This is a genomic window from Actinospica sp., from assembly GCF_035552695.1.
In the GTDB taxonomy this organism is placed as follows: Bacteria; Actinomycetota; Actinomycetes; order Streptomycetales; family Catenulisporaceae; genus Actinospica.
Genome location: NZ_DASZKT010000007.1, coordinates 1 through 24,164 on the forward strand (window position 1 = coordinate 1; position 24,164 = coordinate 24,164).

A 24,164-nucleotide genomic window follows, 5' to 3' on the forward strand; every position below is an offset into this window, starting at 1 on the left:
GGGCTCCACGGTCGCCAACGCGACGACGATGTCCACCGAGGGCACCGGGGTGAAGATCTACAACGAGAGCGCGGGCTCGAGCGAGCTCATCCTCGACGTGTTCGGGTACTACCAGTAAACGGTGGGTGAAGGGGGCCGCGGGGCTGAAACCCGCGGCCCCCTCATCGTCCCCGGATGCGGCAGACTGGTGTGTGTGACCGACGAAACGCCCGGGCAGGCCGCGGCCGCGCCCATCGCCTTCGCGAATCCCGACGGGACTTCGTGGCTGGTGCTGATCTACCGCATCCCCTCCGAGCCGACGCGGCTGCGGGCGACGGTGTGGCGGCGGCTGAAGGGGCTCGGGGCGGTCTACCTGCAGAACTCGGTGGCGGCGCTGCCTGCGGGCTCGGCGTCGGAGCGGGCGCTGCGCAAGCTGCGGCGGGAGATCCTGGACATGGGGGGCACGGCGCAGCTGCTGGCCAGTCAGGCGCTCGCCGGGCAGCAGGACATCCTGGCCGTGTTCCAGGCCGCGCGGGACGACGAGTACGACGAGATCGTCGACAAGTGCCAGGACTTCCACGGGCAGCTGCAGAAGGAGTACGACGCCGGGCACTACTCGTACGCCGAGCTCGAGGAGAACGAGGAGGATCTCGTCAAGCTGCGCAACTGGCTGGCGAAGATCACCGAGCGGGACGTTTTCGGGGCGCCGAAGAGGGCCGCCACGCTGGAGGCGCTCGCGTCCTGTGAGCAGGCTCTCGAGGACTACGCGGCCCGGGTGTACGCCGAGGAGGCGGAGGGGCACTGAGCCGGCCGGGGAGCCGACGGCGATGGAGCGGACGACGGGGGCGCTGACTTCAGGTCAGCGCCCCCGTCGATTCACCCCACCAGTCGGGTCAACGCTTCCTGGCCCGCCAGAGGCTGACCGGAAGGATCACGGCGACGGCCGCGGGCATCAGCCACCAGGCCGCGACGGAGGTCTTCGACAGGCCGAAGGTCGCCAGCAGCGCGAGCAGCACGACGACCGCCACCCGCCAGTCGTCGCCGACCACGAAGTCGTACCAGAAGGCGCCGAAGTCCTTCAGGCGCTTGGCCACGGTGTCCATCTCAGGCTCCTTCACTGACGAGCTCGGGCGAGGACGCGGCCGGCTTCGTGGCGCCGCGGCGCATCACCGCGACCAGCGCCAGCGCGTAGACGGCGACGCAGGGGACGATGACCAGCAGCGCGGCATCGCTGCCCGGCCAGTGGGCGTCGGCGCCCTCCGCGCCCCAGAAGATGCCGAAGCTGGTGAGCATCACGCCGACCACGAACTTCATCGTGTTCTCCGGGACCTTCGCCAGCGGCGCCCTGATCGCGAGGCCGAGCAGCACCACGAGGACCACGGCCACGAGCGCGGCGAGGGCGGCGATCGGCACGTCGTGCGCGTTGGCGCCGAAGGTCAGCACGATGAAGACGACCTCGAGCCCCTCGAGCACCACGCCCTTGAAGGACAGGGTGAACGAGTACCAGTCGGGTACGGAGAACCTGCTGGTCGATTCGGCCGCCTTCGCCGCCGCCAGCTCGCGGGCGAAGATCGCGTCCTCGTCGTGCAGGCCCTTGTGGCCGCTGGCCCGCAGCACCGCCTTGCGCAGCCACTGCAGTCCGAAGATCAGCAGTACGCCGCCCACCACCAGGCGCAGCGCGCCGAGCGGGATCGCGGTGACGGCGGGGCCGAGCGCGGCGGTGATCACGGCGAGCGTGACCAGGCCGGCGCCCACGCCGTAGCCCGCGGACTTCCAGTCCCGGGCGGTTCCGGCGGCGAGCACGATGGTCACCGCCTCGACGGCCTCCACCGCGCAAGCCAGAAACACGGCGGCGAACAGCGCGCCTGACGTGCCGTTCATTCGGTGACTCCTCGGTTGGTCGCGGCGGGCTCTGACCCCGCCATAACAGCCGTTACTTCTCCATCGTAACTGATCTCGGCGGAGTCGTTAAGCGGGAAGGCGAGGCAACCTGTGGGATCGAGCGAAAGTTTTACCTGCGTGCCCCGGGCCCACGGCCGGGCCGAGAAGACGGATGCCAGGTGACGGTCCCCGCAGGCGATCACGTGGTCGTAGCCGCGGCCGCGGTAGGCGACGTCGATGACGGTGCCGGATACGGTGCCGACGGATGACCCGACGGATGTCTCGACGGCGGAATCGGCCTCGGAGTCCACGAGCGCGGTGGCCGCAGGGCGGATCAGCACGCGCACGGCGTCGCCGGCCTTCAGCGTGGACGCCGATCGGGCCCGTACCCGCCACTGCCCGACCTCGATCACGAAGAAGTCCTCCTGATCGGGGCCGACGACGATTCCGCTGAGCTCGCCGCTCAGGCCGGTGAAGCGGGCGACGAACGGGGTGGCCGGCTTGAGGTACAGCGTCTCGGGGTCCGCGAGCTGAACCAGCTGTCCTTGGTCCAACACGCCGATCACGTCCGCGAGTGCGAAAGCCTCGGCCTGGTCGTGCGTGATATATACCGCCGTCGCGCCGCACTGCCGGGTCAGCGTGGCGATCTCGACGCGCAGCCGCTCGCGCAGGTCCGTGTCCAGGTTCGAGAGCGGCTCGTCGAACAGCAGCAGTCCCGGCTGGGCCACGATCGCGCGGGCCAACGCGACGCGCTGCTGCTGGCCGCCCGACAGCTCGTGCGGATAGCGCTCGGCCAGACCGACCAGGCCGACGCGTTCCAGCGCCTCCAGCGACCGGGCCTTCGCCTGATCCGCCGCCAGTTTCCGTCGCCGCAGCGCGTATCCGACGTTCCCGAACGCGGTCAGGTGCGGCCAGAGGGCGTAGTCCTGGAAGACCATCGCCAGGTCGCGCTGCTCCGGCGGCACGTGCGTGCGCGGACCGCTGACCAGCCGGTCGCCGATGCGCAGTTCGCCCTCGTCCAGGCGTTCGATCCCGGCGAGCGCGCGCACCAGCGTGGTCTTGCCGGAGCCGGAGGGGCCGAGCAGCACCAGGAACCGGCCCGCCTCGACCTCCAGGTCCACCCCGGCCAGCGCGCGCACGGCGCCGTACCGCTTTCCCGCGCCGACCAGCGATACGCGGTGGCCGCCCCGATCATCGAGACTGTTCATGACGTCCTTCCCAGTCGTCGCCAACCGGCCGGGGCGGCCAGCTGGAAGATGCCCCACACCAGGCCGATCACGGTCAGCGCGGCGAGCACGGCGACCACTTCCATCGCCGTGCCGCCGGCGTAGTCGTACTTCGAGAGCGCGTTCTCGATGCCCACCGAAACGGTCGGGTCGTTCGGCGGATACAGCAGTTGGGAGACCGGTAGTTCCAGCAGCGTGGCGCCGAAGGTGAGCGACCAGGCGGCCAGCAGCGGCCGGGCGAGCAGCGGCAGCATGACGCGCAGCCAGGAGGCCGGCGCGTTCGAGCCGTGCACGCGGGCCGCCTCGCGCAGCGACTCCTGCACCTGGCCGACGCTGCCGAACAGCACGCGCGAGGCGGGCGGCAGCGCCGTGGCGATGTAGCCGAGCACGAGCAGCGTCGTGGTCTCGTAGAGGTGGATGCCGAGGTTGTTGATCAACGGCAGGTTGTACGTGAAGATGTAGCCCGCCGCGAAGACGATGCCGGGCAACGCGACGGCCGTGATCAGCAGCAGGTCCAGCGTCCGCGCCGAGACGCGGCCGCGGCGCGTGGTGAGCAGCCGCGCGACGACCAGGCCGAGCAGCACGGTGACCGTCGCGGTGATCGTGGCCAGCAGCGCCGAGTAGAGCAGCGGCTGATAGAGCGAGGGCGACGTCAGGGCCCTGCCGTAGTTGGCGAAGCTGAAGGACGCCCCGCCTTCCAGGGTGCCCAGACCCGTCATCAGCGAGGCCGAGATCGCACCGAACGTCGGTACGCCCAAACTGAGGAGGAACAGCACCAGCAGTCCTACGAATACGCCGATCGTGGCGCGCAGGGACAGCTCGCGGCGACGCGCGGGCCTGGTGCGTCCGCCAAGAACCCGGTAGCTGCGGCCGCGCAGCGCGGCGTTCTGGGCCACCAGCGCGAGCACGGCCATCGCCAGCAGGATCCAGCCGACCGCCGCGGCGATCGGGAACTGCACCGGGAAGTTGTACACGGCGTCGTAGAGCTCGAAGGTGGCGATCGGGAAGTGCGCGTCGTTGGCCAGGGTCGACGCGACGCCGAAGTCGCTGATCGACTCGGCGAAGACGATGGCCAGCGAGGACCAGATCGCCGGGGCCAGCAGCGCCAGCACGGTCCTGGTCGCGGCCGGCCGGCCGCCGCCGTGCACCCGGACCGCCGCCTCGAACTCCTCGCCGAGGCCGCGCAGCCCGGCCGAGATCGCCAGGTAGGCGAAGGGAATCCCCTTGACCGTGAGCACGCCGATCACGCCGACGGGGCCGAACAGCAGGCTGCGCGCGAAGCTGTCCGGCACGTGCAGCAGATCGAGCACGCCGGAGGGCTCGAGCAGCCGCTCCCAGCCCAGCGCGATCAGGTACGAGGGCACAAGCAGCAGCGCGAACATGCTGCCCGACCACAGCCGTCGCCCGGGCACGCGGGTGCGGTGGACCACCCAGGCCACCGCGAAGCCGACCGCCGCCGAGGCCAGCGCGGTGACCACGCCGACCAGCAGCGTGTCCAGGATGCCCCGCAGCATCGGCCCCTGGAACGCGCCCTGAAAGCCGCTCAGGCTGAACCACCGCGGCCCCTGGTCGAACAGCCTCGGGCTGAAGGCGACCAGCAGGAACAGCAGGATCGGCAGCAGCAGGATCGCCGCCACCAGCAGCCAGAACAGTGCGAACGGCGCCTTGCGCGCCCAGCCGACCGCCGCGCGAGCCCGCGCGGAGGTCGGTGCGACAAGCGTGGTCACAGCCATCCGGGTTCGCGCCTACTTGATGTTCGAGTCGAAGAACGTGTTGACCTCGTTCTCCAGCGGACCCCAGTAGTACGGGTCGATCCGCTGGTAGGTGGTCGGCATGGCGCCGATCGCGGCGACCGGGTCGATGCCCGGCACGATCGGCCAGAACAGCGAGTCGCCCGTCGGGTCGCCGGTCTGCATCACCTTCTGGCCGGCGGGGGACAGCACGTACTGGATGAACTTCTCCGCCTCCTGCTGCACCTTGGCCGAGGCGCCCTTGTCGATGCCGATGTTGGCGGGCAGCAGCGTGGTGGTGCCGAGGTAGACGACCTTCGGGTCGAAGTTCGCGCTCTTCTTCGCGGTGGCGATCTCGCCCGCGGCGGCCGAGGACTGGATCAGGCCGTAGTCGATCTGACCGGTCTCCAGCGCGTGCAGCGTGTCGCCGTTGGTCGGGTGCACCTGCAGGCCGTTCGCCTTGAGCTCGGTGAGGTACTTCTCGCCCGCGGACACGCCGCCGGACTCGCCGCCGAGCTCGTTCATCAGACCCGCGATCAGCGGGAAGGTGGGTCCGGACTGGGACGGGTCGTTCATCCCGACCTTGTTCTTGTACTGCGCGCCGAGCAGGTCCTGCCAGGTCGACGGCACCGCGGTGACCTTGGCGGCGTTGTAGACCAGCGCCGGGACCGCCGTGGTGCTGACCGGGGAGTAGGAGTGGTCCGTGGGGACGAGCTTCCGCCCCGCGGTGGTCAGCGGGACGCCCGGGTTGTAGTCGAGCAGCTGGCCCTGCTTGTCCAGGGTGGCGAAGGCGGTGTCGCCGTCCACCCAGAGCAGGCCCCACTGCGGGTTGTTGCGCTCGGCGCCGACCTTGGCCAGCAGCGGGCCCGTACTGTCGTCGTCGAGCGAGACCGGGATGCCGGTGGCCTTGGTGAAGGCCTTGGTCACCGCCGAGTCGTAGCCCTGCGCGGAGTACACGACCAAGGAGACGTCACCGCTGTTGCCTGACGCCGAGTCCGAGCTGTTCGAGGAGCTTGAACAGCCGGCCAGGGTGCCCAGAGCGAGGGCACCGGCCAGGGCGGCCCCGAAAGCCGGCCGTCGGTTCCACGAGTTCATCAAGATCTCCAGCTTTTAGTCATAGGCGAGATGTAACGACTGTTAGAGATGCTGAATGACAGAGCTGGAATCCGGGCAAGCCGCGGGTGTCGTTTCGGTGAACAGGCGGCAGCGACCGGGGAAGCCACGCCGGGCACGATCAACGGCTACCCGCAGGGGAATGGGGCATATAACTTGTCATAAGACCTCGGACGGGAGTGCACATGGCGGATGCCGCGGACGAGCGGTACCAGCAGCAAGTGCCGGACGCGACCGATGTGGTCGTCCTCGGCGCCGGGCACAACGGGCTGGTCACCGCCGCGTATCTGGCCAGATTCGGGCTCCGGGTGACGCTGCTCGAGCGGCTCGACCACGTCGGCGGGGCCGCGGTGAGCGAGCAGATGTTCCCCGGCATCGAGGCGCGGCTCTCCGCATTCTCGTACCTGGTGGCGCTCATGCCGTACGCGGTGGTGCGCGACCTCGAACTCGACCTCGAACTGCGCTCGCGGCCGGTCGCCTCGTACACCCCGGTGCTGCGCGGCGGCCGGGCCGACGGGCTGCTCGTGGAGCGCCGGCCGGGTCCGGCGACCGTGGACTCCTTCCGCCGGGTCACCGGCTCGGACCGCGACTGGCGGGCCTGGCAGCGCTTCTACGAGCAGATCGGCAAGGCGGCCAGGGTCATCGCGCCGACGATGCTGGAGCCGATGCCCGGCAAGGGCGTCGTGATGAAGGCGGTGCGCGAGGCCTGCGGCTCGACGTTCTGGCACGAGTTCATGGAGGAGCCGCTCGGCACGATCGTCGACCGCACCTTCGAGGACGACGACGTGCGCGGCATCGTGCTCACCGACGCGCTGATCGGCACGCAGACCTGGGCCTACGATCCGACGCTCATTCAGAACCGCTGCTTCCTGTACCACGTGATGGCCAGCGCGTCGGGCGAATGGCGGGTGCCGATCGGCGGCATGGGCGCGGTGACCGACTCGCTGGAGCGCGCCGCGGTCAAGGCGGGCGCGGTGATCAGAACCGGCGCGACGGTCACGCTGGTCGAGTCGGACGGCCGCCGCGCCAGCGTGCTGTACCGGACCGCCGACGGCGAGCACCGCATCGACGCGAAGTACGTGGCGGCGAACGTCGCGCCCCCGATCCTCACGCACCTGCTCGGCCGCGACGACGGCCCGCCGCCGCCCGAGGGCAACCAGCTGAAGGTGAACCTCGTCGTCGACCGGCTGCCGAGGCTGCGCAGCGGAATCCCCGCGGAGACGGCGTTCGCGGGCACCCTCCACGTCGACGAGTCCGCGACCCGGCTGGCCGCCGCGTATCAGGAGTCGGAGTCAGGCCGGCTGCCCGATCCGCTGCCCTTCGAGGCGTACTGCCACACGCTGACGGACCGTACGATCCTCAGCCCCAAGGCCGCCCGCGGCGGCATCCACACGATCACGCTGTTCGGCCTGCACACGCCGGCGCGCCTGTTCAAGGAGGAGGGCGCGAAGGACCGCGCGGTGAAACTGGCGCTGGCCGGCCTCAACAGATACCTCGAGGAGCCGATCGAGGAGTGCCTGACGATCGATGCCGAGGGCAATCCGTGCATCGAGGCGCTCAGCCCGCTCGACATCGAAGCCAAGCTGGCGATGCCCGGCGGCCACATCTTCCACGGCGACCTGTCCTGGCCCTGGGCCACCACCGGCGGCGTCGCCGGCACCTGGGGCGTCGAGACGCAGATCCCGAACGTCGTCCTCTGCGGCTCCGGAGCGCTCCGCGGCGGCGCCGTCAGCGGCATTCCGGGGCGCGCGGCGGCCCTCAGCATCGTGGCCCAGATCCAGCGCACCCGCGGCAGGGAGCTGATGCGCTAGGCGCGGGGCGGTGCCTCCCTGCCGGTCAGCCCGCGGGGAAGACGACGGCGGTGGCGATGCCGGTGAGGCCTTCGGCGCGGCCGGTGAAGCCGAGGCCGTCGGTGGTGGCCGCGCTCAGCCGGACGGGAGCGCCGACCGCGGCGGCGAGGACGGCCTCCGCCTCGGCGCGGCGCGGGCCGATCTTCGGGCGGACCCCGATGACCTGGACCGCCACATTGCCGATGACGAATCCCGCCGCGCGGACGCGACGGGCCGCCTCGGCGAGCAGGACGGTGCCCGCGGCGCCCTTCCACTCGGGCTCCGAGGTGCCGAAGTTCGAACCCAGATCGCCGAGTCCGGCCGCGGAGAACAGCGCGTTGCAGGCGGCGTGGCAGACCACGTCGGCGTCGGAGTGGCCCAGCAGTCCGCTCTGGCCGGGCCAGTCGAGGCCGGCCAGGCGCAGCGGGCGCGGCTCGAGGTCCAGATCCTGCTCGGTGGCGAACGCGTGCACGTCGACGCCGATGCCGACCAAGGGGAGGACGGGGTTCATCCGCGACTGCTCCTCACGACGCTCCAGCACGGCCTCGGCGAGCACGAGGTCGAAGGGGGTGGTGACCTTGAACGCCTCCACGTGGCCCGGGATCATGCCCACCGGTTCGCCGAGGCTCTCGACCAGACCCGCGTCGTCCGTCGCGTCGTGGCCGGCGGCGGCGTGCGCCCGGGTCAGCAGGTCGCGGCGGAAGCCCTGCGGGGTCTGCACGGCGCGCAGGCCGCTGCGGTCGACCGTGTCGCCCACGGTCGGGAACCCGGCGGGGTCCTCGCTCGGCACCGCTGACTTGATGGTGTCGGCCACCGGGAGCACCGGGATGACGGCCGGCAGTCCGGAACGCACCGCCGCGACGACGGCCGCGATGGTGGCGGGCGGGGTGAGCGCGCGGGCCGCGTCGTGCACCAGGATGACGTCGTAGCCCTGCTCGGGCACGGCGGCCAGGGCCAGTGCCACGGACTGCTGGCGAGTGGCGCCGCCGGGGACGACCGTGACCGGGTCGAGCCCGGTGAGGATCCGCGCGACCTCGGCCACGCCCTCCTCGGTGGGCGGTGCCGCGACGACGACGAGGTCGACCTCGCCGGACGCGAGCAGTCCGCGCACCGCGTGCAGCAGGATCGGCTCGCCGCCGATCGCGCGCAGCGCCTTGGGAGCGCCGGGGCCGAGCCGCTCGCCGCGCCCGGCCGCCGGAACGAGCGCGGCGGTGCGCGCGGGAGTGGACTCGGTCACCTTCGTGGCAGGATCGTCAATGCGCGAACAGAAGGGGTCTCAGGCCTTGGTGGCGGGGCCGACCTGGGAGGCCAGCACCTCGTCCAGGATGGACTCGGCCTTGTCCTCGTTGGTGCACTCGGCCAGTGCCAGCTCGCTCACCAGGATCTGCCGGGCCTTGCCGAGCATCCGCTTCTCGCCGGCGGACAGCCCGCGCTCGCGGTCGCGGCGCCACAGGTCGCGCACCACTTCGGCTACCTTGATCACGTCGCCGGACGCGAGCTTCTCCAGGTTGGCCTTGTAGCGCCTGGACCAGTTGGTCGGCTCCTCGGTGTACTCGGCGCGCAGCACCTCGAACACCCGGTCGAGCCCGTTCTGGTCCACGACGTCCCGGACGCCGACATACTCGACCTTGTCCGTGGGAACCATGAGGGTGAGATCGCCCTGGGCGACCTTCAGCCGGAGATAGGGCCTTTCCTCTCCCTTGACGATCCTGGTTTCGATCGCCTCGATGAGAGCGGCCCCGTGGTGGGGATAGACGACGGTTTCGCCAACCTTGAACGTCATGTGATGCGTACCCCTTCCGTGGGTAACCAGGATAACACGGTTCGGCCCGATTCTGAAGGGCGTTTGCCCAGGTCAGATAGGTGATGCCCACTTGACAAGCGATCCACGGCCGTACTCGCCCCTGGTCAGCGCGGCGTGGCGGGGGCCACAGACTGCCCAAGAATCTTGCTTTCAACCACCCGTCAGACCGGGATTCGGGTGAGAATGGCGGGTGCCCCGGCGGGTTTCACCGCAACGGGAGCGGCAACAACTCTGGGCAAGCGCGACTTGCGGGCGCACAATGACTCGTACCAGCGCAGCGTGGACTGGCAGCCCTCTCGCAGGTGGGGTGATGGATCAGTGGATTCGAGCAGCGAGTTCTCCTCCTCGTGGGATGCGGCACACGAGGATCCCGAAGCGGCGATCGTGGCGCATTGGCCGGACGGCACCGCGATCACCGAGCCGCAACTGCGGGCCCCGGCCGACCCGCGCGAGCTGGTCTCGGACCGCCGGCGCTATCAGCGCGAGCGGCGCTGGGCGCGACGGCGTTCCCGCATCGGGCGCGCACTGCGCAGACTCGGCTCCCCGCGCGGCGTGATCGCCGCGCTGCTCGCCGGGGCGCTGTTGGCGGCCTCGCTGGTCGGCGCGCTCGGTGCCGTGCGGTAGTCGAAGCCGTAGCCGGAGCGGTCGAGTCGAAGAGCAGGAACAGGCATCAAGCGGGCGACGGAGGGCGGCTGACGCTGCCCTCGCGCCTTCCGCGGGGACTAAACCGGTATCCCGGTGAGTCGCCGTCAATCGCGGTCAGTACGCTGTGGCTAAATGAATCCTGAGTAGCGACCACAGCCACCGCGAGGAGCCTGACCCACCGTGAGCAGCAACCCCACGACGTCCACCGGGCGGACCGGCCGCCGCATCCCGCTGGGTTCCCGCCGAGGCCGCGCCGTGCTAGCCGGCGCCGCGGTGCTGGTCGCGCTGCCCCTGCTCTCGGCCTGCGCGAACGGCAACGGCGCCGAGGTCTTCCAGATCCAGCCGGACAGCGGTCAGGCCAAGGTCGGCACCACGTGGATCAGCAACGTGTGGGTCGTCGCGGACGCGAGCACCGGCAGCGCCGAGGTGATCGGCCAGGTCGCGAACACCGACCCGACGGCGGCCAACTCCGTCGAGCTGACCTCGGTGGCGATCGCGGGCGCCACGGCCACGATCGTGCCGCCGACCGACACCGCGCAGCTGGCCCCCGGCGTGCAGGCGAGTTCGGGCTCGGTGACCATCCCCGGCCTGCGTTCCGTGCAGTTCGGCCAGCCCGGCCAGCCCGAGCTCGAGCTGGCCAACGCGGACCTGACGGTGGGTTCGAACACCCAGGTCGTCTACACCTTCTCGAACGGCCAGACCGCCACGGTGACCGCGATCGTGCAGCCGAACAGCGGCCTGTGGGCGAGCTACAACCCGAACGGCGCCAACGGAACCCCGACCGCCACCGCGACGGGCACCGGCACGGCCACCCCGTCGGGAACGGCCACGGGCACCGCGAAGGCGACCGGGACCGCCTCTGGCACCGCGACCGGCACGGCTACGGGCACTGCGAAGGCGACCGGCACCGCGACGGCGACCGCCACCGCGAGCGCGTCGGCCAGCTCGACCAGGTAACCCTCGGGCACCGGACCGGAAAGCGGTCGCGGGCACCACGTCCGACGAACGACGAACGACGACGGCCCCTGCTACGCCATCCGAGTGGCGCCGCGGGGGCCGTTCAGTTCTACTGCCGGGCCGATCAGGGCTCGAACTTGTAACCGAGGCCGCGAACGGTGACCAGGTAGCGCGGCAGCGCCGGGTCCGGCTCGATCTTGGCGCGCAGCCGCTTCACGTGCACGTCCAGGGTCTTGGTGTCGCCGACGTAGTCGGCGCCCCACACCCGGTCGATCAGCTGCATCCGGGTCAGCACCCGGCCCGCGTTGCGCAGCAGCATCTCCAGCAGCTCGAACTCCTTGAGCGGAAGCTGCACGCCGTTGCCGGCGACGCTCACCGTGTGCCGCTCCACGTCCATCCGGACCGGGCCGGCCTCGAGCGCCGCGTCCTCGAGCTCCTCGGTCTGCCCGCCGTGCCGGCGCAGCACCGCGCGGATCCGGGCGACCAGCTCGCGCGAGGAGAAGGGCTTGGTGACGTAGTCGTCCGCGCCCAGTTCGAGGCCGACGACCTTGTCTATCTCCGAGTCCTTGGCGGTCAGCATGATCACCGGAACGCTGGACCGGGTGCGCAGCTGGCGGCAGACCTCGGTACCGGGCAGCCCGGGCAGCATCAGGTCGAGCAGCACCAGGTCGGCGCCGTGCCGGTCGAACTCGTCCAGGGCCTCCGGTCCGGTGGCGGCCACGGCGACCTCGAAGCCCTCATTGCGCAGCATGTAGGAGAGCGGGTCGCTGAACGACTCCTCATCTTCAACTACCAGCACCCTCGTCACGTCGTTCGACTCCCTGTCGTGATTGTCTGTTGTGTGGGGGTTGGATGTAGCTCGGTCGACGGGGCCTGCACGGCCACCGGCAACCGCAGGGTGAAGGTGGAGCCGGCACCCTCGACGCTCCACACCGACACATCCCCGCCATGGGTGGCGGCGATGTGCTTGACGATCGCGAGCCCGAGCCCGGTGCCCCCGGTGATCCGCGAGCGCGCCGGGTCCACCCGGTAGAAGCGCTCGAAGATCCGGTTCAGGTCCTGGTCCGGGATGCCGACGCCCTGATCGGTGATCGAGACCTCGGCGAGCTCGCCCTCGACCCGGACCGAGACGACCACCTTGGTCCGATCGGGCGAGTAGTTCACGGCGTTCTCGACCAGGTTGCCCACGGCCGTGGTGAGCTGGCCGAGGTCGCCGAGCACGCGCACTCCGTCCGCGCCCGCCGCGACGATCTCGATCGAGCGCGCCTCGGCCACCTCGACCACCCGTTCCCGGGCGGCCGCGACGACCTCGACGAGCTCCACCGGGACGGCCTTGGCCAGCGGGTCGTCGCCCTGCACCCGGGACAGGTCGATCAGGTCCTGGACCAGGTTGGTCAGCCGGTGCGCCTCCTTCTGCATCCGGCTGGCGAAGCGGCGCACCGCGTCCGGGTCGTCGCTGGCGCTGAGCACGGCCTCGGCCAGCAGCGAGAGCGCGCCGACCGGGGTCTTGAGCTCGTGGCTGACGTTGGCGACGAAGTCGCGGCGCACCGCGTCCACCCGGCGGGCCTCGGTCCGGTCCTCGACCAGCACCAGCACCAGCTGGGCGCCGAGCGGCGCGACCCGGACGGAGACGGCGAGCGTGTCCTGCCCGAGCGGGCCGCGCGGCAGCTCCAGCTCGACCTGGCGGATCTCCCCGTCCCTGCGGACCTGCCGGGCGATCCCGGTCAGCTCCTCGGGAACCAGCCGCTGGCCGCGGACCAGGCCCATGGCGTGCGCCGCGGGCGAGGCCTTGACCACCGCGTCGCTCGGGTCGAGCAGCACGGCGGAGGAGCGCAGCACCTGGAGCACCGCCGCGACCCCGGAGGGGACCAGCGGCTCAGGCGGCGGCTCCGCCTTGGCGCGGTCCCGCTCGCTCCAGCGGAATGCCAGCCCGCCCGCGGCGCCCACTCCCAGCGCGATGAGCGCGGAGGCGGATACGGCCGCGACGTGCAAGGCGGACGCGACGAATATTGGCACACGATCAGAGTAAGCGGGCGAACCCGGCGTTTCGAAGGCTTGGTGTACGAGCAACTTCTAACGTTGCCGAGAATTCACGTATGGGTCGCGTTTGATTCACCATCCGCCGTGGCCGCCGATTGGTCGACCCCGTACCGTATCCGAGAGTCCAAACCACGACGAGCGGGAGTGCACGATGCGCGACCTGTACCACGAAGAGCTCGATTCGATCGGCGCGACCCTGATCGAGATGACAGGTTTGGTCGCGTCCGCGCTGGACCAGGCCACCGATGCCCTTTTGAACGCCGACCTGCAGACCGCCGAGAAGGTCATCTCGGGCGACGAGCAGGTGGACGCGCTGCGCGAGTCGCTCGACGGCCGCGCCCTCGACCTGCTTGCCCGGCAGCAGCCGGTGGCCGGCGACCTGCGCACGATCGTCACCTCGCTGCGGATGAGCGCCGACCTGGAGCGGATGGGCGACCTGGCCAGGCACATCGCCAAGGTGGCCCGGCTGCGCTACCCGGAGTCGGCCGTCCCGGCCGAGCTGCACGAGTCCATCCGGGAGATGGGCCGCCTCGGCGTGGAGCTGGCCACCAAGACCGGCCAGATCATCGAGGGCCTGGACGTCGAGGCCGCGCGCAACCTGGACGAGGAGGACGACGCGGTGGACCAGCTGCACCGCCAGCTGTTCTCCGCGCTGCTGCAGGAGGACATCGGCTACCCGGTGGAGACCGCCATCGACGTGACACTGATCGGACGCTACTACGAGCGCTACGCCGACCACGCCGTCTCCGTCGCCCGCCGCCTGGTATTCCTGGTGACCGGCGAGAACTGATTCTCGCTCAACGCTCTCTGGCGTTCTCAGCTCTCCGGAGTACGAAATGCCCCGCCGGGACCGCCCGGCGGGGCATTTTCGCCAAGCTGTTCGGTTCTACTTCTTGCCCTGATTCTTGACCGCCTCGATGGCCTCGGCCGCGGCGGCCGGGTCGAGGTACTCGCCGCCCGCGACGAGCGGGCGCAGGTCGGCGTCCAGCTCGTAGTAGAGCGGGATGCCGGTCGGGATGTTGAGGCCCGCGATGGCCTCGTCGGAGATCCCGTCCAGGTGCTTGACCAGCGCGCGCAGCGAGTTGCCGTGTGCGGCGACCAGTACGGTGCGGTCGGCCCGCAGGTCCGGCACCAGCGCGTCGTACCAGTAGGGCAGCATCCGGTCGACGACGTCGGCCAGGCATTCGGTGCGCGGCCGCAGCTCGATGGGCAGCACGGCGTAGCGCGGGTCGTGGAACTGCGAGTACTCGTCGTCCTCGGCCAGCGGGGGCGGCGGCACGTCGTACGAACGACGCCAGAGCATGAACTGCTCCTCGCCGAACTCCGCCAGCGTCTGCGCCTTGTCCTTGCCCTGCAGCGCACCGTAGTGGCGCTCGTTCAGCCGCCACGAGCGGTGCGTCGGGATCCAGTGCCGGTCGATCTCGTTCAGCGCGAGCTGAGACGTGCGGATGGCCCGGCGCAGCACCGAGGTGTGCAGCACGTCGGGCAGCAGGCCGCGCTCCGCCAGCAGTTTCCCGCCGCGGATCGCCTCCTCCTCGCCCTGGGCGGTGAGGTCCACGTCCACCCAGCCGGTGAACAGGTTCTTCGCGTTCCACGCGCTCTCGCCGTGGCGCAGCAGCACGAGGCGATAGTTGTCAGCCATGACCCAGAGACTAGCCGAGCGCGTTATCGGAGTCGCCGGGTGTCTCGGGTCGTAGACGCTCGAAGGCGGCGAGGTTGAACGTCGGTTCGCCGCGCTTGAGCCGCCACTCCCATTCGCGCCGGATGGAGCTGGCGAAGCCGAGTTCGAGCAGGGTGTTGAAGCTGCTGTCCGCGGCCTCGAGCACGGTGCCGAGCAGCCGGTCGACCTCGACGGCGGTGACGGCGGCGAGTGGCAGTCGGCCGACGAGATAGACGTCGCCGAGGTGGTCGATGGCGAAGGCGATCCCGGCCAGCTTGGCGTTGCGTTCGAGCAGCCAGCGGAAGACGCCCTCGTGGTTCTCGTCGGCGGAGCGCACGACGAACGCGTTGACCGACAGCGTGTGGTCGCCGAGCAGCAGCGAGCATGCGGTGGAGAGCTTGCGGGTGCCGGGCAGCGCGACGACGTAGTGGCCGTCGGCGGGGCGCTCGAAGTCGGCTTCGGCCTCGGCCAGCGCCTTCTCGATCTCCGCGGCGGCGGTCGCTCGAAGAGCCTGCGCGTTCTCGGTCATGCGACCACCTCGCTGGCGCTCGACGGGCGCATTCGCACTGTATTCGATGGTTCGCTCGCAAGCTCGCTCACGGTTTCGAGCTTACGCGGCGCGCACCGCGTCGGCGTCGGCACGCGTGAGCGCCTGCGCCTCGCCGTAGACGTCGAGGGCGCGCCGAGCGGTCTCTCCCCAGCCGAACTGGGCCGCGTGCCGCCGCGCCGCTTCACCCATACGGGCCCGTGCGGCGGGATTGTCCAGCAACCGCGCGCAGGCCTCCGCGTAGTCGGCCGGGTCGTGGCCGGCGACCAGCAGGCCGGACTCGCCGTGCCGCACGGCCGTGCCGAGGCCGCCCACCGCGGCGGCGACCACCGGGGTGCCGCAGGCCTGCGCCTCGATCGCGACCAGGCCGAAGGACTCGTTGTACGAGGGCACCACGACCACGTCCGCCGCCCGGAAGTAGTCCGCGAGCCGGTCCTGGTCCACCGGCGGCACGAAGCGCACGTGCCCGGCGATGCCGAGGCGCTTGGCCAGCCGGGTGAGGTGGTGCGGGGTGGCCTTGCCGCTGCCGCTCGGGCCGCCGACGATCGCCACCACCAGGTCCGCGTACCGCACCGGGTCGCGGCGCAGCAGTTCGGCCGCCGTGTGCAGCAGCACGTCCGGAGCCTTGAGCGGCTGGATCCGCCCGGCGAACAGCAGCAGCGGCGCCTCGGCCGGAAGGCCCAGCGTCGCCCGGGCCGCGGCCCGATTGCCGGGTGCGAAGCGGTCCAGGCTGACGCCTGGGTGTACGACCGTCACCCGATCGGCCGATGCGTCGTAGAGCCGGACGAGTTGTTCGGCCTCCTGCGCGGTGTTCGCGATCAGCCGATCGGCGGCACGCACGACCTGGTCCTCGCCGATCAGCCGCGCGGCCGGTTCCGGGGTGTCGCCGTCGGCCAGCGCGTTGTTCTTCACCTTGGCGAGCGTGTGCATGGAGTGCACCAGCGGCACGCCCCAGCGCTCCTTCGCCAGCCAGCCGACCTGGCCGGACAGCCAGTAGTGCGAGTGGATCAGGTCGTAGTAGCCGGGGTCGTGGAACGCCTCGGTGCGCAGCACGCCCGAGGTGAAGGCGCATAGCTGGCCCGGCAGATCCTCCTTGGAAAGGCCTTCGTACGGTCCGGCCGTCACGTGCTGCACCAGCACCCCCGGCGCCAGCTCGACCTGCGGCGGAAGGTCGCCGCCGGTGGCCCGGGTGAAGATCTCGACCTCGGTGCCCAGCGCCGCGAGCTGCTTGGACAGCTCGACGATGTAGACGTTCATCCCGCCGGCGTCGCCCGTCCCCGGCAGCTCGAGTGGGGACGTGTGCACGGAGAGCATGGCTATCCGCCGCGGATTCACGATCACTCACTCCTCTGACTTCACACTTCGGGCAACCGTTGAACCTCCGCCGCCCGATCCAGTATTCCCTAGCGCACGTTGCACCCGGTCCCGCGCACGGGAGCGCGCGGGGGGCTCGCGCCCGAAGGAGCCCACCGGTTTGGGAGAATGGCGGCATGACCCAACCTGTAGCGGTGGTAACCGGAGCGAGCAGCGGCATCGGGGCGGCCACGGCGCGCCGACTGGCGGCGGAGGGCTTCGACGTGATCGCGGCGGCCCGCCGGCTCGACCGGCTCGAGCAGCTCGCGTCCGAGGCCGGGGTACGGCCCTTTGAACTCGACGTTACCGACGACGCCTCGGTGGCCGCGCTCGCCGCCGAGGTGCCCGAGTGCGCGGTCCTGGTGAACAACGCGGGCGGCGCGCGCGGCCTGGCCCCGGCGACGGAGACCGAGATCGAGGACTGGCGCTGGATGTACGAGGTGAACGTCCTCGGCTCGGTGCGGATGGTCCAGGCGCTGCTGCCCGCGATGCTGAAGTTCGGCCGCGGCCACGTGGTCAACATCACTTCCGTCGCGGGCCACGGCGTGTACGAGGGCGGCTCCGGCTACACGGCCGCCAAGCACGCCCAGCACGCGCTGAGCGACACGCTGCGCCTCGAGCTGAACGGCCGGCCGGTGCGGGTGACCGAGATCGCGCCCGGCATGGTGCGGACCGAGGAGTTCTCGCTGAACCGGCTGGGCGACGCGTCGCGGGCCGACGCCGTGTACGAGGGCGTCGCCGAGCCGCTGGTCGCCGAGGACATCGCGGACTGCGTGGCCTTCGCCGTGACCCGGCCGCCGCACGTGGACGTGGACCTGCTGGTCGTGCGTCCGATCGCGCAGGCCGCGTCGTACAAGGTGCACCGCGAGCCGCGGAAGTAAGGATCATGGCCAGGACCCGGCCGGTCGGCACGGTCACCCGCGGCACGACCGCGCCGAACCGGCTGCGCCGGGTCGACCGCTGGCTGCTCGGCACGCAGCACCGGCTGCTGTGGGCGGCGCCCGCCGACGCCCTGGCCGTGGACCTGGGCTACGGCGCGTACCCGGTGACGACGGTCGAGTGGGCCGAGCGGCTGTGGACGGTCCGGCCGGATCTGCGCGTGCTCGGACTGGAGATCGACCCCGAGCGCGTCGCCGCGGCCGGGCCGTATCAGCGGGCCCCGAAGCTGGAGTTCCGGCTCGGCGGCTTCGAGCTGCCGGTCCCGAAGCCGCCGGTCTTGCTCCGCGCGTTCAACGTGCTGCGACAGTACGACGAGGGTGCGGTCGCCGAGGTCTGGACCCGGCTGTGCGCGGGCTTGGCGCCCGAGGGGCTGCTGCTGGAGGGCACCTGCTCGGAGAACGGCCGCATCGCGGTCTGGGCCACGCTGGACACGCGGGGCCCGCGCACGCTCAGCTTCGCCGCCAGGCTCGCGGCATTGGAGAGCCCTGCGATCTTCGCGCAGCGGCTGCCGAAGGCGCTGATCCACCGCAACGTGCCGGGCGAGAACGTGCACGCGTTGCTGCTCGACTGGGACCGCGCCTGGGCGGCCTGCGCCCCCCACGGCGCCTTCGGAGCCCGCCAACGCTGGATCGCCGCGGCCCGCATGCTCACCACCGACTGGCCGGTCCTAGACCGCGAATCCCGTTGGCGACTAGGCGAACTGACAGTGGATTGGGACGCACTAGCGCCCCGGGGCTAGTCGGCAGCGGCATCTCGAAACTTGAGCCCCCACCTACGAATGCCGACCGACGTACAGCCTCGGAACTCCACCCCCACCCGCCGCGGCCAATCGCGCCAGCGGGCCTGCGAAAGCTGAAAACACAGCACCGCTGCGGCCTCGGGGAGCTCGCGGGGGGTAGCTCAGCCGAGGCCGCAGGGGTTGGTGCTGAGAAGCACCCTCCGAGGGTCGGGCACCCTCGGAGTAGCGGGGCTTTCCGGTAAACCGGTCCGCCCCGACCTTGGGGGGTGATTCAGACTATGCAGCCCGAGACTTAGCCGGTCGTGAAGCTACTTTGAGAGTTTGCTTTAAACCTGGACGATCAATGTCCGCACAGGTCAGCAGGCAGATCGAATCTACCAGGGTCCGTACGGGCCGTCGTGCTGGCGATCGCGCAGGCCACGCTTCGTGCCGCGCCCGGAAATCTGACGCAGCGCGGGACGCACGTCGACGGCGTAGATGATGGCCGCGGCCGCGCCGATGATCGTGAGGAACGAGAAGAACGAACCCCACTTGAAGTCGTAGAAGGCCGCGATGCCGAGGATCAGCAGCCAGGCGACCTTGGTCAGCTTCCCGGCGGCCACGTACGCGCGGGCCGGGCGGATCGCCGCGTCCACGAAGACGAAGACCTTGAAGCAGAACAGCGCGAGCAGGAGCAGGTTCAGCACGCTGAAGAAAGTGTTAGTGATCAAGCCGCTGCCCAGCATGAGCCCGTCCCTTCGATTCGGTCGCGGCGGATACTCGCGAGGAGCGGATACCCCGCAGGCATCCCACGCTACCTCGAACGCGGGATGCCACGGGGTTTTCTTACGTTTTCCCGCGCTCGGGGTCCTACGCCTTGGGCGGGCGCGGGGTCTTCGGCGCGGTCGGCGCGGTGCTGCTGCGCTTGCGCGGGGTCGCCTTCTTCGCGGCCGGCTTGGACGGCGCGGCCTTGCGCGCGGACTGCGTCTTCGCCGCGGACTCGGCGGCCTCCGTGGCCTCTTCCGCCTCGGCGGCCTCCGCGAAGACCTGGGCGGCCTCCTCGGCGGTCTCCGCCGGAGCCTCGGTGATCTCGTCGTCCTCCAGGACCTGCTCGACGACGACCGTCACCGGGCCCTGCTCGGCGTCCGCGGTCTCGCCGGGGACTCCGTCGGCACCGCCGGTGTAGCGGCCGACGGCGACCTTGCCGCGCTCGGCGAGCTCGTCGTACGTCTCCACCGCCTTGCCCGCGGCCTCGAGCAGCCGGCCGACCTGCTGCAGCGCCACGGTCTGGGCGGCGCCGCGCAGCGCCTGGGTGTCCGGGCGCAGGCCCTTGGTCGCCACGCCCTGCACGGTCGCGGTGGCCTTGGCGATCCGCTCCGGCGCCTCGGCGGCGATCTTGTTGGCGATCGTGGTCAGCGTGGCACTGGCCTCGGCGATCAGGGTCGGGGTCTCGCGCAGCCGCTCGGGCGCGTCCTTGAGCTTCTCGGCGGCGAGGTCGCCCGCGCCGGCCAGCGCGTAGAACGGCTTCGGGTCGCTGAGGGTCTTGCGGATCTCGTCGGTGATGCCGGACATCTCAGTCACTGCCTTCCTGCCCGCGCAGGGAGAGGTAGATCTCCCGCAGGGCGCTTTTCTGACGTGGGGTCAACTGCGGGTCGGCGGCGATGGCGGCCAGAACTTCAGTCCGCTCCGCCCGACCCGCGGGCTCTTCGCTGGCTTCGCTCGGCGCATCGGCTGCGCCCTGCTCCCCGTCGAGCAGCCCGGCCCGCACGTACAGCGTCTCCGCGGAGATCTGCAGGGCCTTGGCGAGCTGTTGCAGCACATCGGCGCTGGGCTTGCGCAGCCCGCGCTCGATCTGGCTGAGGTAGGGGTTGGACACCCCGGACACCGAGGCCAGCTGGCGCAGCGAGTACTGCGCGTTCTGCCGCTGCTCGCGGATGTACGCGCCGAGCTGGGCCAGCCGCACGGGGCCGAGGTGGAGGTCTGTCACACGTTCAGAGTAGGTCGAGGTGCTTGCAAAAGCAAGCGGAGCTAGCAAGCACCCGGCCGCGTGTCGCGACCGGCTTCCCCCGAATGGCCGTATCCGCGCGGGGTGCCGGCCCGCTACGCGGCAGCGGCAACGGTCAGGCGAGTAGCTCGTCCACGCACGCCTCGCCCTCGCGGTAGCGGCGGGCCAGTTCGGCGGCGTAGGCGTCGACCACGTGCTGTACGGCGCGGCGCAGGGCGGAGATCTCCTGCTCGTGCCGGGTGAGGCGGTCGGCCACCTCGGTGAGCCGGGTGGTCGGGCAGGAGTCCAGGTCGGGGACGTCTATCTCGGCGAGGGCGGCCTCCGTCTCGAGGCGGTACTCGCCGATGGAGAGGCTCTCGATCGGCAGGTGCCGGGCCGAGGCCTGCCGGGGGGCGGGCTGGTCGGCGAGGATCTCGATGAGGCGGCCGATCAGCGGGCTCGCGTCGCCCCCGGCCCGGCCCTTGAGCTCCGCCGTGATTATGTCGATCCGGCCGTGCAGCAGCCGCCGCAGGTACGACAGGTCGGCCTCCTCGGCGATCGCCTCGCCGCGCCGCTCGCGCAGCTGCGCGGTGCTCAGTCCGCTGAGATCCACGTCGGCGGCGAGCACTCGGTCGAGGCGCCGCTCGGCGCGCCGCGTCACGTCCGTCATGGCTGCATAGTGCCACGGTGCCCGCGCGTACGGATGCGTGACAGACGACTGTCACCCGATTAGCTGAGCGTGCGAGGAAAATTGCACGCCCCTCACCGCAAAGGCGGTCAATTCGGTATCGAATTCAGACCGGACGGCGCAGCCGCTCGCGCGCGCTGCCGCCGGTGTCCGGCGCGACGACGATCTCCTGGCTGGCCGGAACGCCGTCCGCCTCGAGCACCGCGTCCACCGGCACGTTGCGCTTGACCAGGGCGAGCGCGATCGGGCCGAGCTCGTAGTGCCGGGCCGAGCTGGTCACGGCGCCCACCTCCCGGCCGTCCTGCAGCACCGGGGATCCGTGCGGCGGCAGGTGCTCCTCGGTGCCGTCGAGGTGCAGCATCACCAGGCGGCGCGGCGGGTGGCCGAGGTTCTCCACCCGGGCCACGGTCTCCTGGCCGCGGTAGCAGCCCTTGTTGAGATGCACGGCCTGCTCGATCAAGCCGAGCTCGTGCGGGATGGTGCGCTGGTCGGTCTCGAGACCGACGCGGGGACTGTGGGCGGCGATCCGCAGCGCCTCGGCGGCCCAGCTGCCGGCCGGGTGCCGGTGTGCGCGGGCGTACTCGGCGAGGCGTTCGCGGGGGAGGAAGATCTCGCGGGAGCCGTCGGGGAGGTTGCGGGCGAGCACGTCCGTGACGTCGCTCGGCGCGGCCTCGTAGACGATCGCGTAGGCGTCGGTCACGTCGGCGGGTTCGACTTCGAGCATGAAGCGCATCTTGGTGAGGAACGCGGCGAACGGCTCGGCGGCGCCCGGCTCGACGTGCGCCCAGGTGAACTCGCCGTCGTCCACGAGGTAGAGGGCGTATTCGATGCGGCCGTTGGGGTCGAGCAGGAGGGTTTCCGCCGAGACGTTCGGCGCCAGCTCGCTCAGGTGCTGGGTCGTCAGGGTGTGCAGCAGCGAGAGCCGGTCCTTGCCGCCGATCCGGAGTACGCCGCGGTGGGAGAGGTCGACGAAGCCGCGGCCGGCCACCAGCTCACGCTGTTCCACGTGCGGATTGCCGTAGTGCGCGGCCACGCCCGCGTCGGGGGCTTCGGCCGGTACGGCTCCGGGCAGGTCGAGCAGAGGCGATCGCATACTCGGATCAACTCGCGGCATTGGCCGAGTTGTTCCCGGATCCGTGCCGGGCCGTGTTGACGGTCGCTCCGGAGGCCGCGCAGTCGGCGCAGCGGCCGAAGAGGGCGAAGTGGGCGACGTCCGTCTCGAAGCCGAACTTTTCGCGCAGCCCCTCGACCAGTGCGTCGGCGCAGCTCGCGGCGGCCTCGGTGATCTTGCCGCAGGCGCCGCAGACGAGGTGCAGGTGGTCCCGCTCGTGCGCGGCGTGGTAGATCGGCGCGCCGTGGCCGAGGTGGGTGTGCGAGACGAGATCGAGCTCCTCGAGCAGCTCGAGCGTGCGGTAGACCGTGGAGAGGTTGACCGAGCTCGCGGTGCGCTGCACCTCGGCGCAGATGGCGTCCGGCGTGGCGTGTTCGAGCGCGAGCACGGCACCGAGCACGAGCTGGCGGGCGGGAGTGAGCCGGTAGCCCTTGGCCCGCAGCTCCTCGGTCAGATCGATGGGTGCACCGCTGCTGGACGACACACGACAACTCTACGCCGTGCGCGCTCCCACATTTATCGTTATTTCACACGCTTGAGCTGGGCCGCGAGGTGGTTCTGGATGCCCTCGCCCATGGCGGCCATGTCGAAGGTCCAGTACAGGTCGCCCTTCACCAGACCGTAGAGCCGGTGGCCGGCGGAGTACTCCTTCGAGGAGGCGGTGCGGGCCACGGCGTCGGTGCGCAGCTCGATCTTGCCGTTGTCCACCTCGCCGAGCCAGATCTCGACGATGCCGGTCGGGTGCGCGAGAAGGAGTTCGACCTGCTTGTCCGGCTGCGGGCGCCAGTAGCCGTGCTCGCGGGCCAGCGGCCGCACCTTCTCGCCGGCCTCGTCGATCAGCCAGGAGCGCGACTCGTAGTCCAGGTAGGGCTTGCCCGGCGTGTAGCCGACGACGACCTCCTGGCCGAAGCGGAAGTCCTCGATCGTCGGGTACTGGCCGAGGCCGACGCCGGCCCACTCGCCGATCAGGAAGGACAGCGGCAGCAGTGCGGGATCGAGATCGGCGGGGATCTCGATCGGCATCAGCTCTGGCCCTTGAACAGCTTGAGCACCACGTAGCCGGCGAACCAGACGACGGCGATGAACATCACCACGAGCAAGGCGGTGAACAGGTTCTCCATGACGTTGCGCTCCTGAGCGTCAAGGGCTGGGCAGGTTGCGCGACCAGTCTAAATTACGCTCGATACCCATGACGGTCAGAAACCTCGTTATCAAGCTCACGTCCGGCGCCGAGGCGGCGGAGCGCACCGCCCAGGCCTTCACGGTGGCGGCGGTCGCCGCGTCCTCCGGAGCGCGGGTATCGCTCTGGCTGACGGGCGAGTCCTCGTGGTTCGCGCTGCCGGGCCGCGCCGAGGAGTTCAGCCTGCCGCACTCCGCGCCGCTGGCCGATCTGCTGGCGGCGATCCTGGCGAACGGCACCGTCACGCTGTGCACGCAGTGCGCGGCACGCCGGGAGATCACCGAGGAGATGCTGCGGCCCGGTGTACGGATCGCGGGGGCGCAGGTCTTCGCGGCGGAGATCCTGGAGGACGGGACGCAGGCGCTCGTCTACTGAGACGCGACGAGGGCTCCGACGCGTGTCGGAGCCCTCGAAGCCGCTACAGCGAGCTATCAGACCGCGATCGCGACCTCGTGCACCTGGCCCTGGGTGGCGACCACGGCGCGGTCGGCGCTGCCGCCGGGCACCAGGGCGCGCAGCGTCCAGCTGCCGGGGGCCGCGAAGAAGCGGAACGCGCCCGTCGCGGAGGTCGGAACCTCCGCGGTGAACTCGCCGTCCGCGTTGAGCAGGCGGACATAGCCGGTGACGGGCACGCCGTCCTTGCTGATGGTCCCCTCGATCACGGTTTCCTTGGACACGTCGATCCCCTCTCGGGACAGGCCGCCGGTGGTGGCGCCGCACATATCAGTACTCGCTTTCTGCTGTTCCGGTGATTGGCGCCGCACACGCGAAAACTCGCTG

The 24,164-nt window shown here is 70.8% G+C and carries 28 protein-coding genes; 8 read left to right on the top strand and 20 right to left on the bottom strand.

What is annotated here, in order from left to right; genetic code table 11:
• Window positions 1–193: 193 nt before the first annotated feature.
• A complete protein-coding gene (locus VG296_RS00800) occupies window positions 194–784 on the top strand; it encodes a Chromate resistance protein ChrB (protein WP_325561928.1) in 591 nt (196 codons plus the stop codon).
• 88 nt (window positions 785–872) lie between these two features.
• On the opposite strand, the gene VG296_RS00805 is transcribed toward VG296_RS00800, so the two are convergent.
• From VG296_RS00805 to VG296_RS00825, 5 genes are read right to left on the bottom strand one after another with little or no spacing between them, the layout of a single operon-like run.
• On the bottom strand, window positions 873–1,082 hold the full coding sequence (locus VG296_RS00805) for a hypothetical protein (protein WP_325561930.1): 210 nt from the start codon (window positions 1,080–1,082) through the stop codon (window positions 873–875).
• Window position 1,083: 1 nt separating this feature from the next.
• Entirely contained in the window at window positions 1,084–1,860 is a 777-nt protein-coding gene (locus tag VG296_RS00810) for a hypothetical protein (RefSeq protein WP_325561932.1), read from the bottom strand.
• Window positions 1,857–3,068 (bottom strand): ABC transporter ATP-binding protein, encoded by a 1,212-nt coding sequence (locus VG296_RS00815; protein WP_325561934.1) that lies wholly within the window; start codon window positions 3,066–3,068, stop codon window positions 1,857–1,859. The genes VG296_RS00810 and VG296_RS00815 overlap by 4 nt, the downstream gene beginning before the upstream one ends.
• The gene (locus tag VG296_RS00820) at window positions 3,065–4,819 is read right to left on the bottom strand and encodes an ABC transporter permease (RefSeq protein ID WP_325561936.1); all 1,755 of its coding nucleotides are present in this window, start codon (window positions 4,817–4,819) and stop codon (window positions 3,065–3,067) included. Before VG296_RS00820 ends, VG296_RS00815 begins: the two co-directional genes overlap by 4 nt.
• A gap of 12 nt (window positions 4,820–4,831) precedes the next feature.
• Window positions 4,832–5,911 carry an ABC transporter substrate-binding protein gene (locus VG296_RS00825; RefSeq protein WP_325561938.1) on the bottom strand — a complete coding sequence of 360 codons (1,080 nt, stop codon included), beginning with the start codon at window positions 5,909–5,911 and terminating at the stop codon, window positions 4,832–4,834.
• Window positions 5,912–6,114: 203 nt separating this feature from the next.
• On the opposite strand from VG296_RS00825, the gene VG296_RS00830 reads away from it, so the two are divergent.
• The gene (locus VG296_RS00830; protein ID WP_325561940.1) at window positions 6,115–7,740 is read left to right on the top strand and encodes an NAD(P)/FAD-dependent oxidoreductase; all 1,626 of its coding nucleotides are present in this window, start codon (window positions 6,115–6,117) and stop codon (window positions 7,738–7,740) included.
• Between the two features lie 25 nt (window positions 7,741–7,765).
• Here VG296_RS00830 and ispD read toward each other — a convergent pair whose 3' ends face one another.
• Window positions 7,766–8,995 (bottom strand): 2-C-methyl-D-erythritol 4-phosphate cytidylyltransferase, encoded by a 1,230-nt coding sequence (gene ispD, locus VG296_RS00835; protein ID WP_325561942.1) that lies wholly within the window; start codon window positions 8,993–8,995, stop codon window positions 7,766–7,768.
• Between the two features lie 39 nt (window positions 8,996–9,034).
• Complete coding sequence (locus VG296_RS00840; protein ID WP_325561946.1) at window positions 9,035–9,541, bottom strand: CarD family transcriptional regulator; 507 nt, start codon at window positions 9,539–9,541, stop codon at window positions 9,035–9,037.
• A 339-nt stretch (window positions 9,542–9,880) separates the two neighbouring features.
• Between VG296_RS00840 and VG296_RS00845 the strand changes: the two genes are divergently transcribed.
• On the top strand, window positions 9,881–10,186 hold the full coding sequence (locus VG296_RS00845; protein WP_325561948.1) for a hypothetical protein: 306 nt from the start codon (window positions 9,881–9,883) through the stop codon (window positions 10,184–10,186).
• Window positions 10,187–10,387: 201 nt separating this feature from the next.
• The gene (locus VG296_RS00850; RefSeq protein WP_325561951.1) at window positions 10,388–11,164 is read left to right on the top strand and encodes a hypothetical protein; all 777 of its coding nucleotides are present in this window, start codon (window positions 10,388–10,390) and stop codon (window positions 11,162–11,164) included.
• A 124-nt stretch (window positions 11,165–11,288) separates the two neighbouring features.
• Here the strand turns inward: VG296_RS00850 and VG296_RS00855 are convergent, their stop codons facing one another.
• Both VG296_RS00855 and VG296_RS00860 read right to left on the bottom strand, forming a co-directional pair.
• Window positions 11,289–11,972, bottom strand: coding sequence for a response regulator transcription factor (locus tag VG296_RS00855; RefSeq protein ID WP_325561952.1), 684 nt, complete (start codon window positions 11,970–11,972; stop codon window positions 11,289–11,291).
• Window positions 11,969–13,180 carry a sensor histidine kinase gene (locus tag VG296_RS00860; protein WP_325561954.1) on the bottom strand — a complete coding sequence of 404 codons (1,212 nt, stop codon included), beginning with the start codon at window positions 13,178–13,180 and terminating at the stop codon, window positions 11,969–11,971. The genes VG296_RS00855 and VG296_RS00860 overlap by 4 nt, the downstream gene beginning before the upstream one ends.
• 175 nt (window positions 13,181–13,355) lie before the next feature.
• Between VG296_RS00860 and phoU the strand changes: the two genes are divergently transcribed.
• A complete protein-coding gene (gene phoU, locus VG296_RS00865) occupies window positions 13,356–13,994 on the top strand; it encodes a phosphate signaling complex protein PhoU (protein WP_325561956.1) in 639 nt (212 codons plus the stop codon).
• A gap of 96 nt (window positions 13,995–14,090) precedes the next feature.
• Here the strand turns inward: phoU and VG296_RS00870 are convergent, their stop codons facing one another.
• From VG296_RS00870 to mshA, 3 genes are all read right to left on the bottom strand, one after another.
• A complete protein-coding gene (locus VG296_RS00870; protein ID WP_325561958.1) occupies window positions 14,091–14,846 on the bottom strand; it encodes a phosphoglyceromutase in 756 nt (251 codons plus the stop codon).
• A 10-nt stretch (window positions 14,847–14,856) separates the two neighbouring features.
• On the bottom strand, window positions 14,857–15,393 hold the full coding sequence (locus VG296_RS00875) for a YbjN domain-containing protein (protein ID WP_325561960.1): 537 nt from the start codon (window positions 15,391–15,393) through the stop codon (window positions 14,857–14,859).
• A gap of 81 nt (window positions 15,394–15,474) precedes the next feature.
• Window positions 15,475–16,725 (bottom strand): D-inositol-3-phosphate glycosyltransferase, encoded by a 1,251-nt coding sequence (mshA, locus tag VG296_RS00880; RefSeq protein WP_349259416.1) that lies wholly within the window; start codon window positions 16,723–16,725, stop codon window positions 15,475–15,477.
• A 176-nt stretch (window positions 16,726–16,901) separates the two neighbouring features.
• Here mshA and VG296_RS00885 point away from each other — a divergent pair, with 176 nt between their 5' ends.
• Together VG296_RS00885 and VG296_RS00890 are read left to right on the top strand one after the other, a co-directional pair.
• On the top strand, window positions 16,902–17,645 hold the full coding sequence (locus VG296_RS00885) for an SDR family NAD(P)-dependent oxidoreductase (protein WP_325561965.1): 744 nt from the start codon (window positions 16,902–16,904) through the stop codon (window positions 17,643–17,645).
• Between the two features lie 5 nt (window positions 17,646–17,650).
• Window positions 17,651–18,442 carry a class I SAM-dependent methyltransferase gene (locus VG296_RS00890; RefSeq protein ID WP_325561967.1) on the top strand — a complete coding sequence of 264 codons (792 nt, stop codon included), beginning with the start codon at window positions 17,651–17,653 and terminating at the stop codon, window positions 18,440–18,442.
• Window positions 18,443–18,816: 374 nt separating this feature from the next.
• On the opposite strand, the gene VG296_RS00895 is transcribed toward VG296_RS00890, so the two are convergent.
• The 7 genes from VG296_RS00895 to VG296_RS00925 all read right to left on the bottom strand — a co-directional run bounded on the left by VG296_RS00895 (window position 18,817) and on the right by VG296_RS00925 (window position 23,227).
• A complete protein-coding gene (locus tag VG296_RS00895) occupies window positions 18,817–19,152 on the bottom strand; it encodes a DUF2516 family protein (protein WP_325561969.1) in 336 nt (111 codons plus the stop codon).
• A 139-nt stretch (window positions 19,153–19,291) separates the two neighbouring features.
• On the bottom strand, window positions 19,292–20,002 hold the full coding sequence (locus VG296_RS00900) for a hypothetical protein (protein ID WP_325561971.1): 711 nt from the start codon (window positions 20,000–20,002) through the stop codon (window positions 19,292–19,294).
• Window positions 19,995–20,408 (bottom strand): helix-turn-helix domain-containing protein, encoded by a 414-nt coding sequence (locus VG296_RS00905; protein WP_325561973.1) that lies wholly within the window; start codon window positions 20,406–20,408, stop codon window positions 19,995–19,997. The genes VG296_RS00900 and VG296_RS00905 overlap by 8 nt, the downstream gene beginning before the upstream one ends.
• A gap of 133 nt (window positions 20,409–20,541) precedes the next feature.
• Window positions 20,542–21,075 (bottom strand): aerial mycelium formation protein, encoded by a 534-nt coding sequence (locus VG296_RS00910; RefSeq protein ID WP_325561975.1) that lies wholly within the window; start codon window positions 21,073–21,075, stop codon window positions 20,542–20,544.
• A gap of 124 nt (window positions 21,076–21,199) precedes the next feature.
• Complete coding sequence (locus tag VG296_RS00915) at window positions 21,200–22,186, bottom strand: YgfZ/GcvT domain-containing protein (RefSeq protein WP_325561977.1); 987 nt, start codon at window positions 22,184–22,186, stop codon at window positions 21,200–21,202.
• 7 nt (window positions 22,187–22,193) lie between these two features.
• Window positions 22,194–22,688: a Fur family transcriptional regulator gene (locus tag VG296_RS00920; RefSeq protein ID WP_325561979.1), complete on the bottom strand. Its 495-nt coding sequence runs from the start codon at window positions 22,686–22,688 to the stop codon at window positions 22,194–22,196.
• A 38-nt stretch (window positions 22,689–22,726) separates the two neighbouring features.
• The gene (locus VG296_RS00925) at window positions 22,727–23,227 is read right to left on the bottom strand and encodes an FABP family protein (RefSeq protein WP_325561981.1); all 501 of its coding nucleotides are present in this window, start codon (window positions 23,225–23,227) and stop codon (window positions 22,727–22,729) included.
• Between the two features lie 166 nt (window positions 23,228–23,393).
• Between VG296_RS00925 and VG296_RS00930 the strand changes: the two genes are divergently transcribed.
• Window positions 23,394–23,759, top strand: a complete 366-nt coding sequence (locus VG296_RS00930; protein ID WP_325561983.1) for a DsrE family protein — start codon at window positions 23,394–23,396, stop codon at window positions 23,757–23,759.
• 56 nt (window positions 23,760–23,815) lie between these two features.
• Here the strand turns inward: VG296_RS00930 and VG296_RS00935 are convergent, their stop codons facing one another.
• Window positions 23,816–24,106: a DUF1416 domain-containing protein gene (locus VG296_RS00935; RefSeq protein ID WP_325561985.1), complete on the bottom strand. Its 291-nt coding sequence runs from the start codon at window positions 24,104–24,106 to the stop codon at window positions 23,816–23,818.
• Window positions 24,107–24,164 lie beyond the last annotated feature (58 nt).

Bases quoted from the DNA above. Each gene is read 5' to 3' on its own strand.
- VG296_RS00805 (WP_325561930.1), bottom strand. From the start codon at position 1,082: ATGGACACCGTGGCCAAGCGCCTGAAGGACTTCGGCGCCTTCTGGTAC.
- VG296_RS00810 (WP_325561932.1), bottom strand. From the start codon at position 1,860: ATGAACGGCACGTCAGGCGCGCTGTTCGCCGCCGTGTTTCTGGCTTGC.
- VG296_RS00815 (WP_325561934.1), bottom strand. From the start codon at position 3,068: ATGAACAGTCTCGATGATCGGGGCGGCCACCGCGTATCGCTGGTCGGC.
- VG296_RS00820 (WP_325561936.1), bottom strand. From the start codon at position 4,819: ATGGCTGTGACCACGCTTGTCGCACCGACCTCCGCGCGGGCTCGCGCG.
- VG296_RS00825 (WP_325561938.1), bottom strand. From the start codon at position 5,911: ATGAACTCGTGGAACCGACGGCCGGCTTTCGGGGCCGCCCTGGCCGGT.
- VG296_RS00830 (WP_325561940.1), top strand. From the start codon at position 6,115: ATGGCGGATGCCGCGGACGAGCGGTACCAGCAGCAAGTGCCGGACGCG.
- VG296_RS00840 (WP_325561946.1), bottom strand. From the start codon at position 9,541: ATGACGTTCAAGGTTGGCGAAACCGTCGTCTATCCCCACCACGGGGCC.
- phoU (WP_325561956.1), top strand. From the start codon at position 13,356: ATGCGCGACCTGTACCACGAAGAGCTCGATTCGATCGGCGCGACCCTG.
- VG296_RS00870 (WP_325561958.1), bottom strand. From the start codon at position 14,846: ATGGCTGACAACTATCGCCTCGTGCTGCTGCGCCACGGCGAGAGCGCG.
- VG296_RS00875 (WP_325561960.1), bottom strand. From the start codon at position 15,393: ATGACCGAGAACGCGCAGGCTCTTCGAGCGACCGCCGCCGCGGAGATC.
- mshA (WP_349259416.1), bottom strand. From the start codon at position 16,725: ATGCTCTCCGTGCACACGTCCCCACTCGAGCTGCCGGGGACGGGCGAC.
- VG296_RS00885 (WP_325561965.1), top strand. From the start codon at position 16,902: ATGACCCAACCTGTAGCGGTGGTAACCGGAGCGAGCAGCGGCATCGGG.
- VG296_RS00890 (WP_325561967.1), top strand. From the start codon at position 17,651: ATGGCCAGGACCCGGCCGGTCGGCACGGTCACCCGCGGCACGACCGCG.
- VG296_RS00910 (WP_325561975.1), bottom strand. From the start codon at position 21,075: ATGACGGACGTGACGCGGCGCGCCGAGCGGCGCCTCGACCGAGTGCTC.
- VG296_RS00915 (WP_325561977.1), bottom strand. From the start codon at position 22,186: ATGCGATCGCCTCTGCTCGACCTGCCCGGAGCCGTACCGGCCGAAGCC.
- VG296_RS00925 (WP_325561981.1), bottom strand. From the start codon at position 23,227: ATGCCGATCGAGATCCCCGCCGATCTCGATCCCGCACTGCTGCCGCTG.
- VG296_RS00930 (WP_325561983.1), top strand. From the start codon at position 23,394: ATGACGGTCAGAAACCTCGTTATCAAGCTCACGTCCGGCGCCGAGGCG.
- VG296_RS00935 (WP_325561985.1), bottom strand. From the start codon at position 24,106: ATGTGCGGCGCCACCACCGGCGGCCTGTCCCGAGAGGGGATCGACGTG.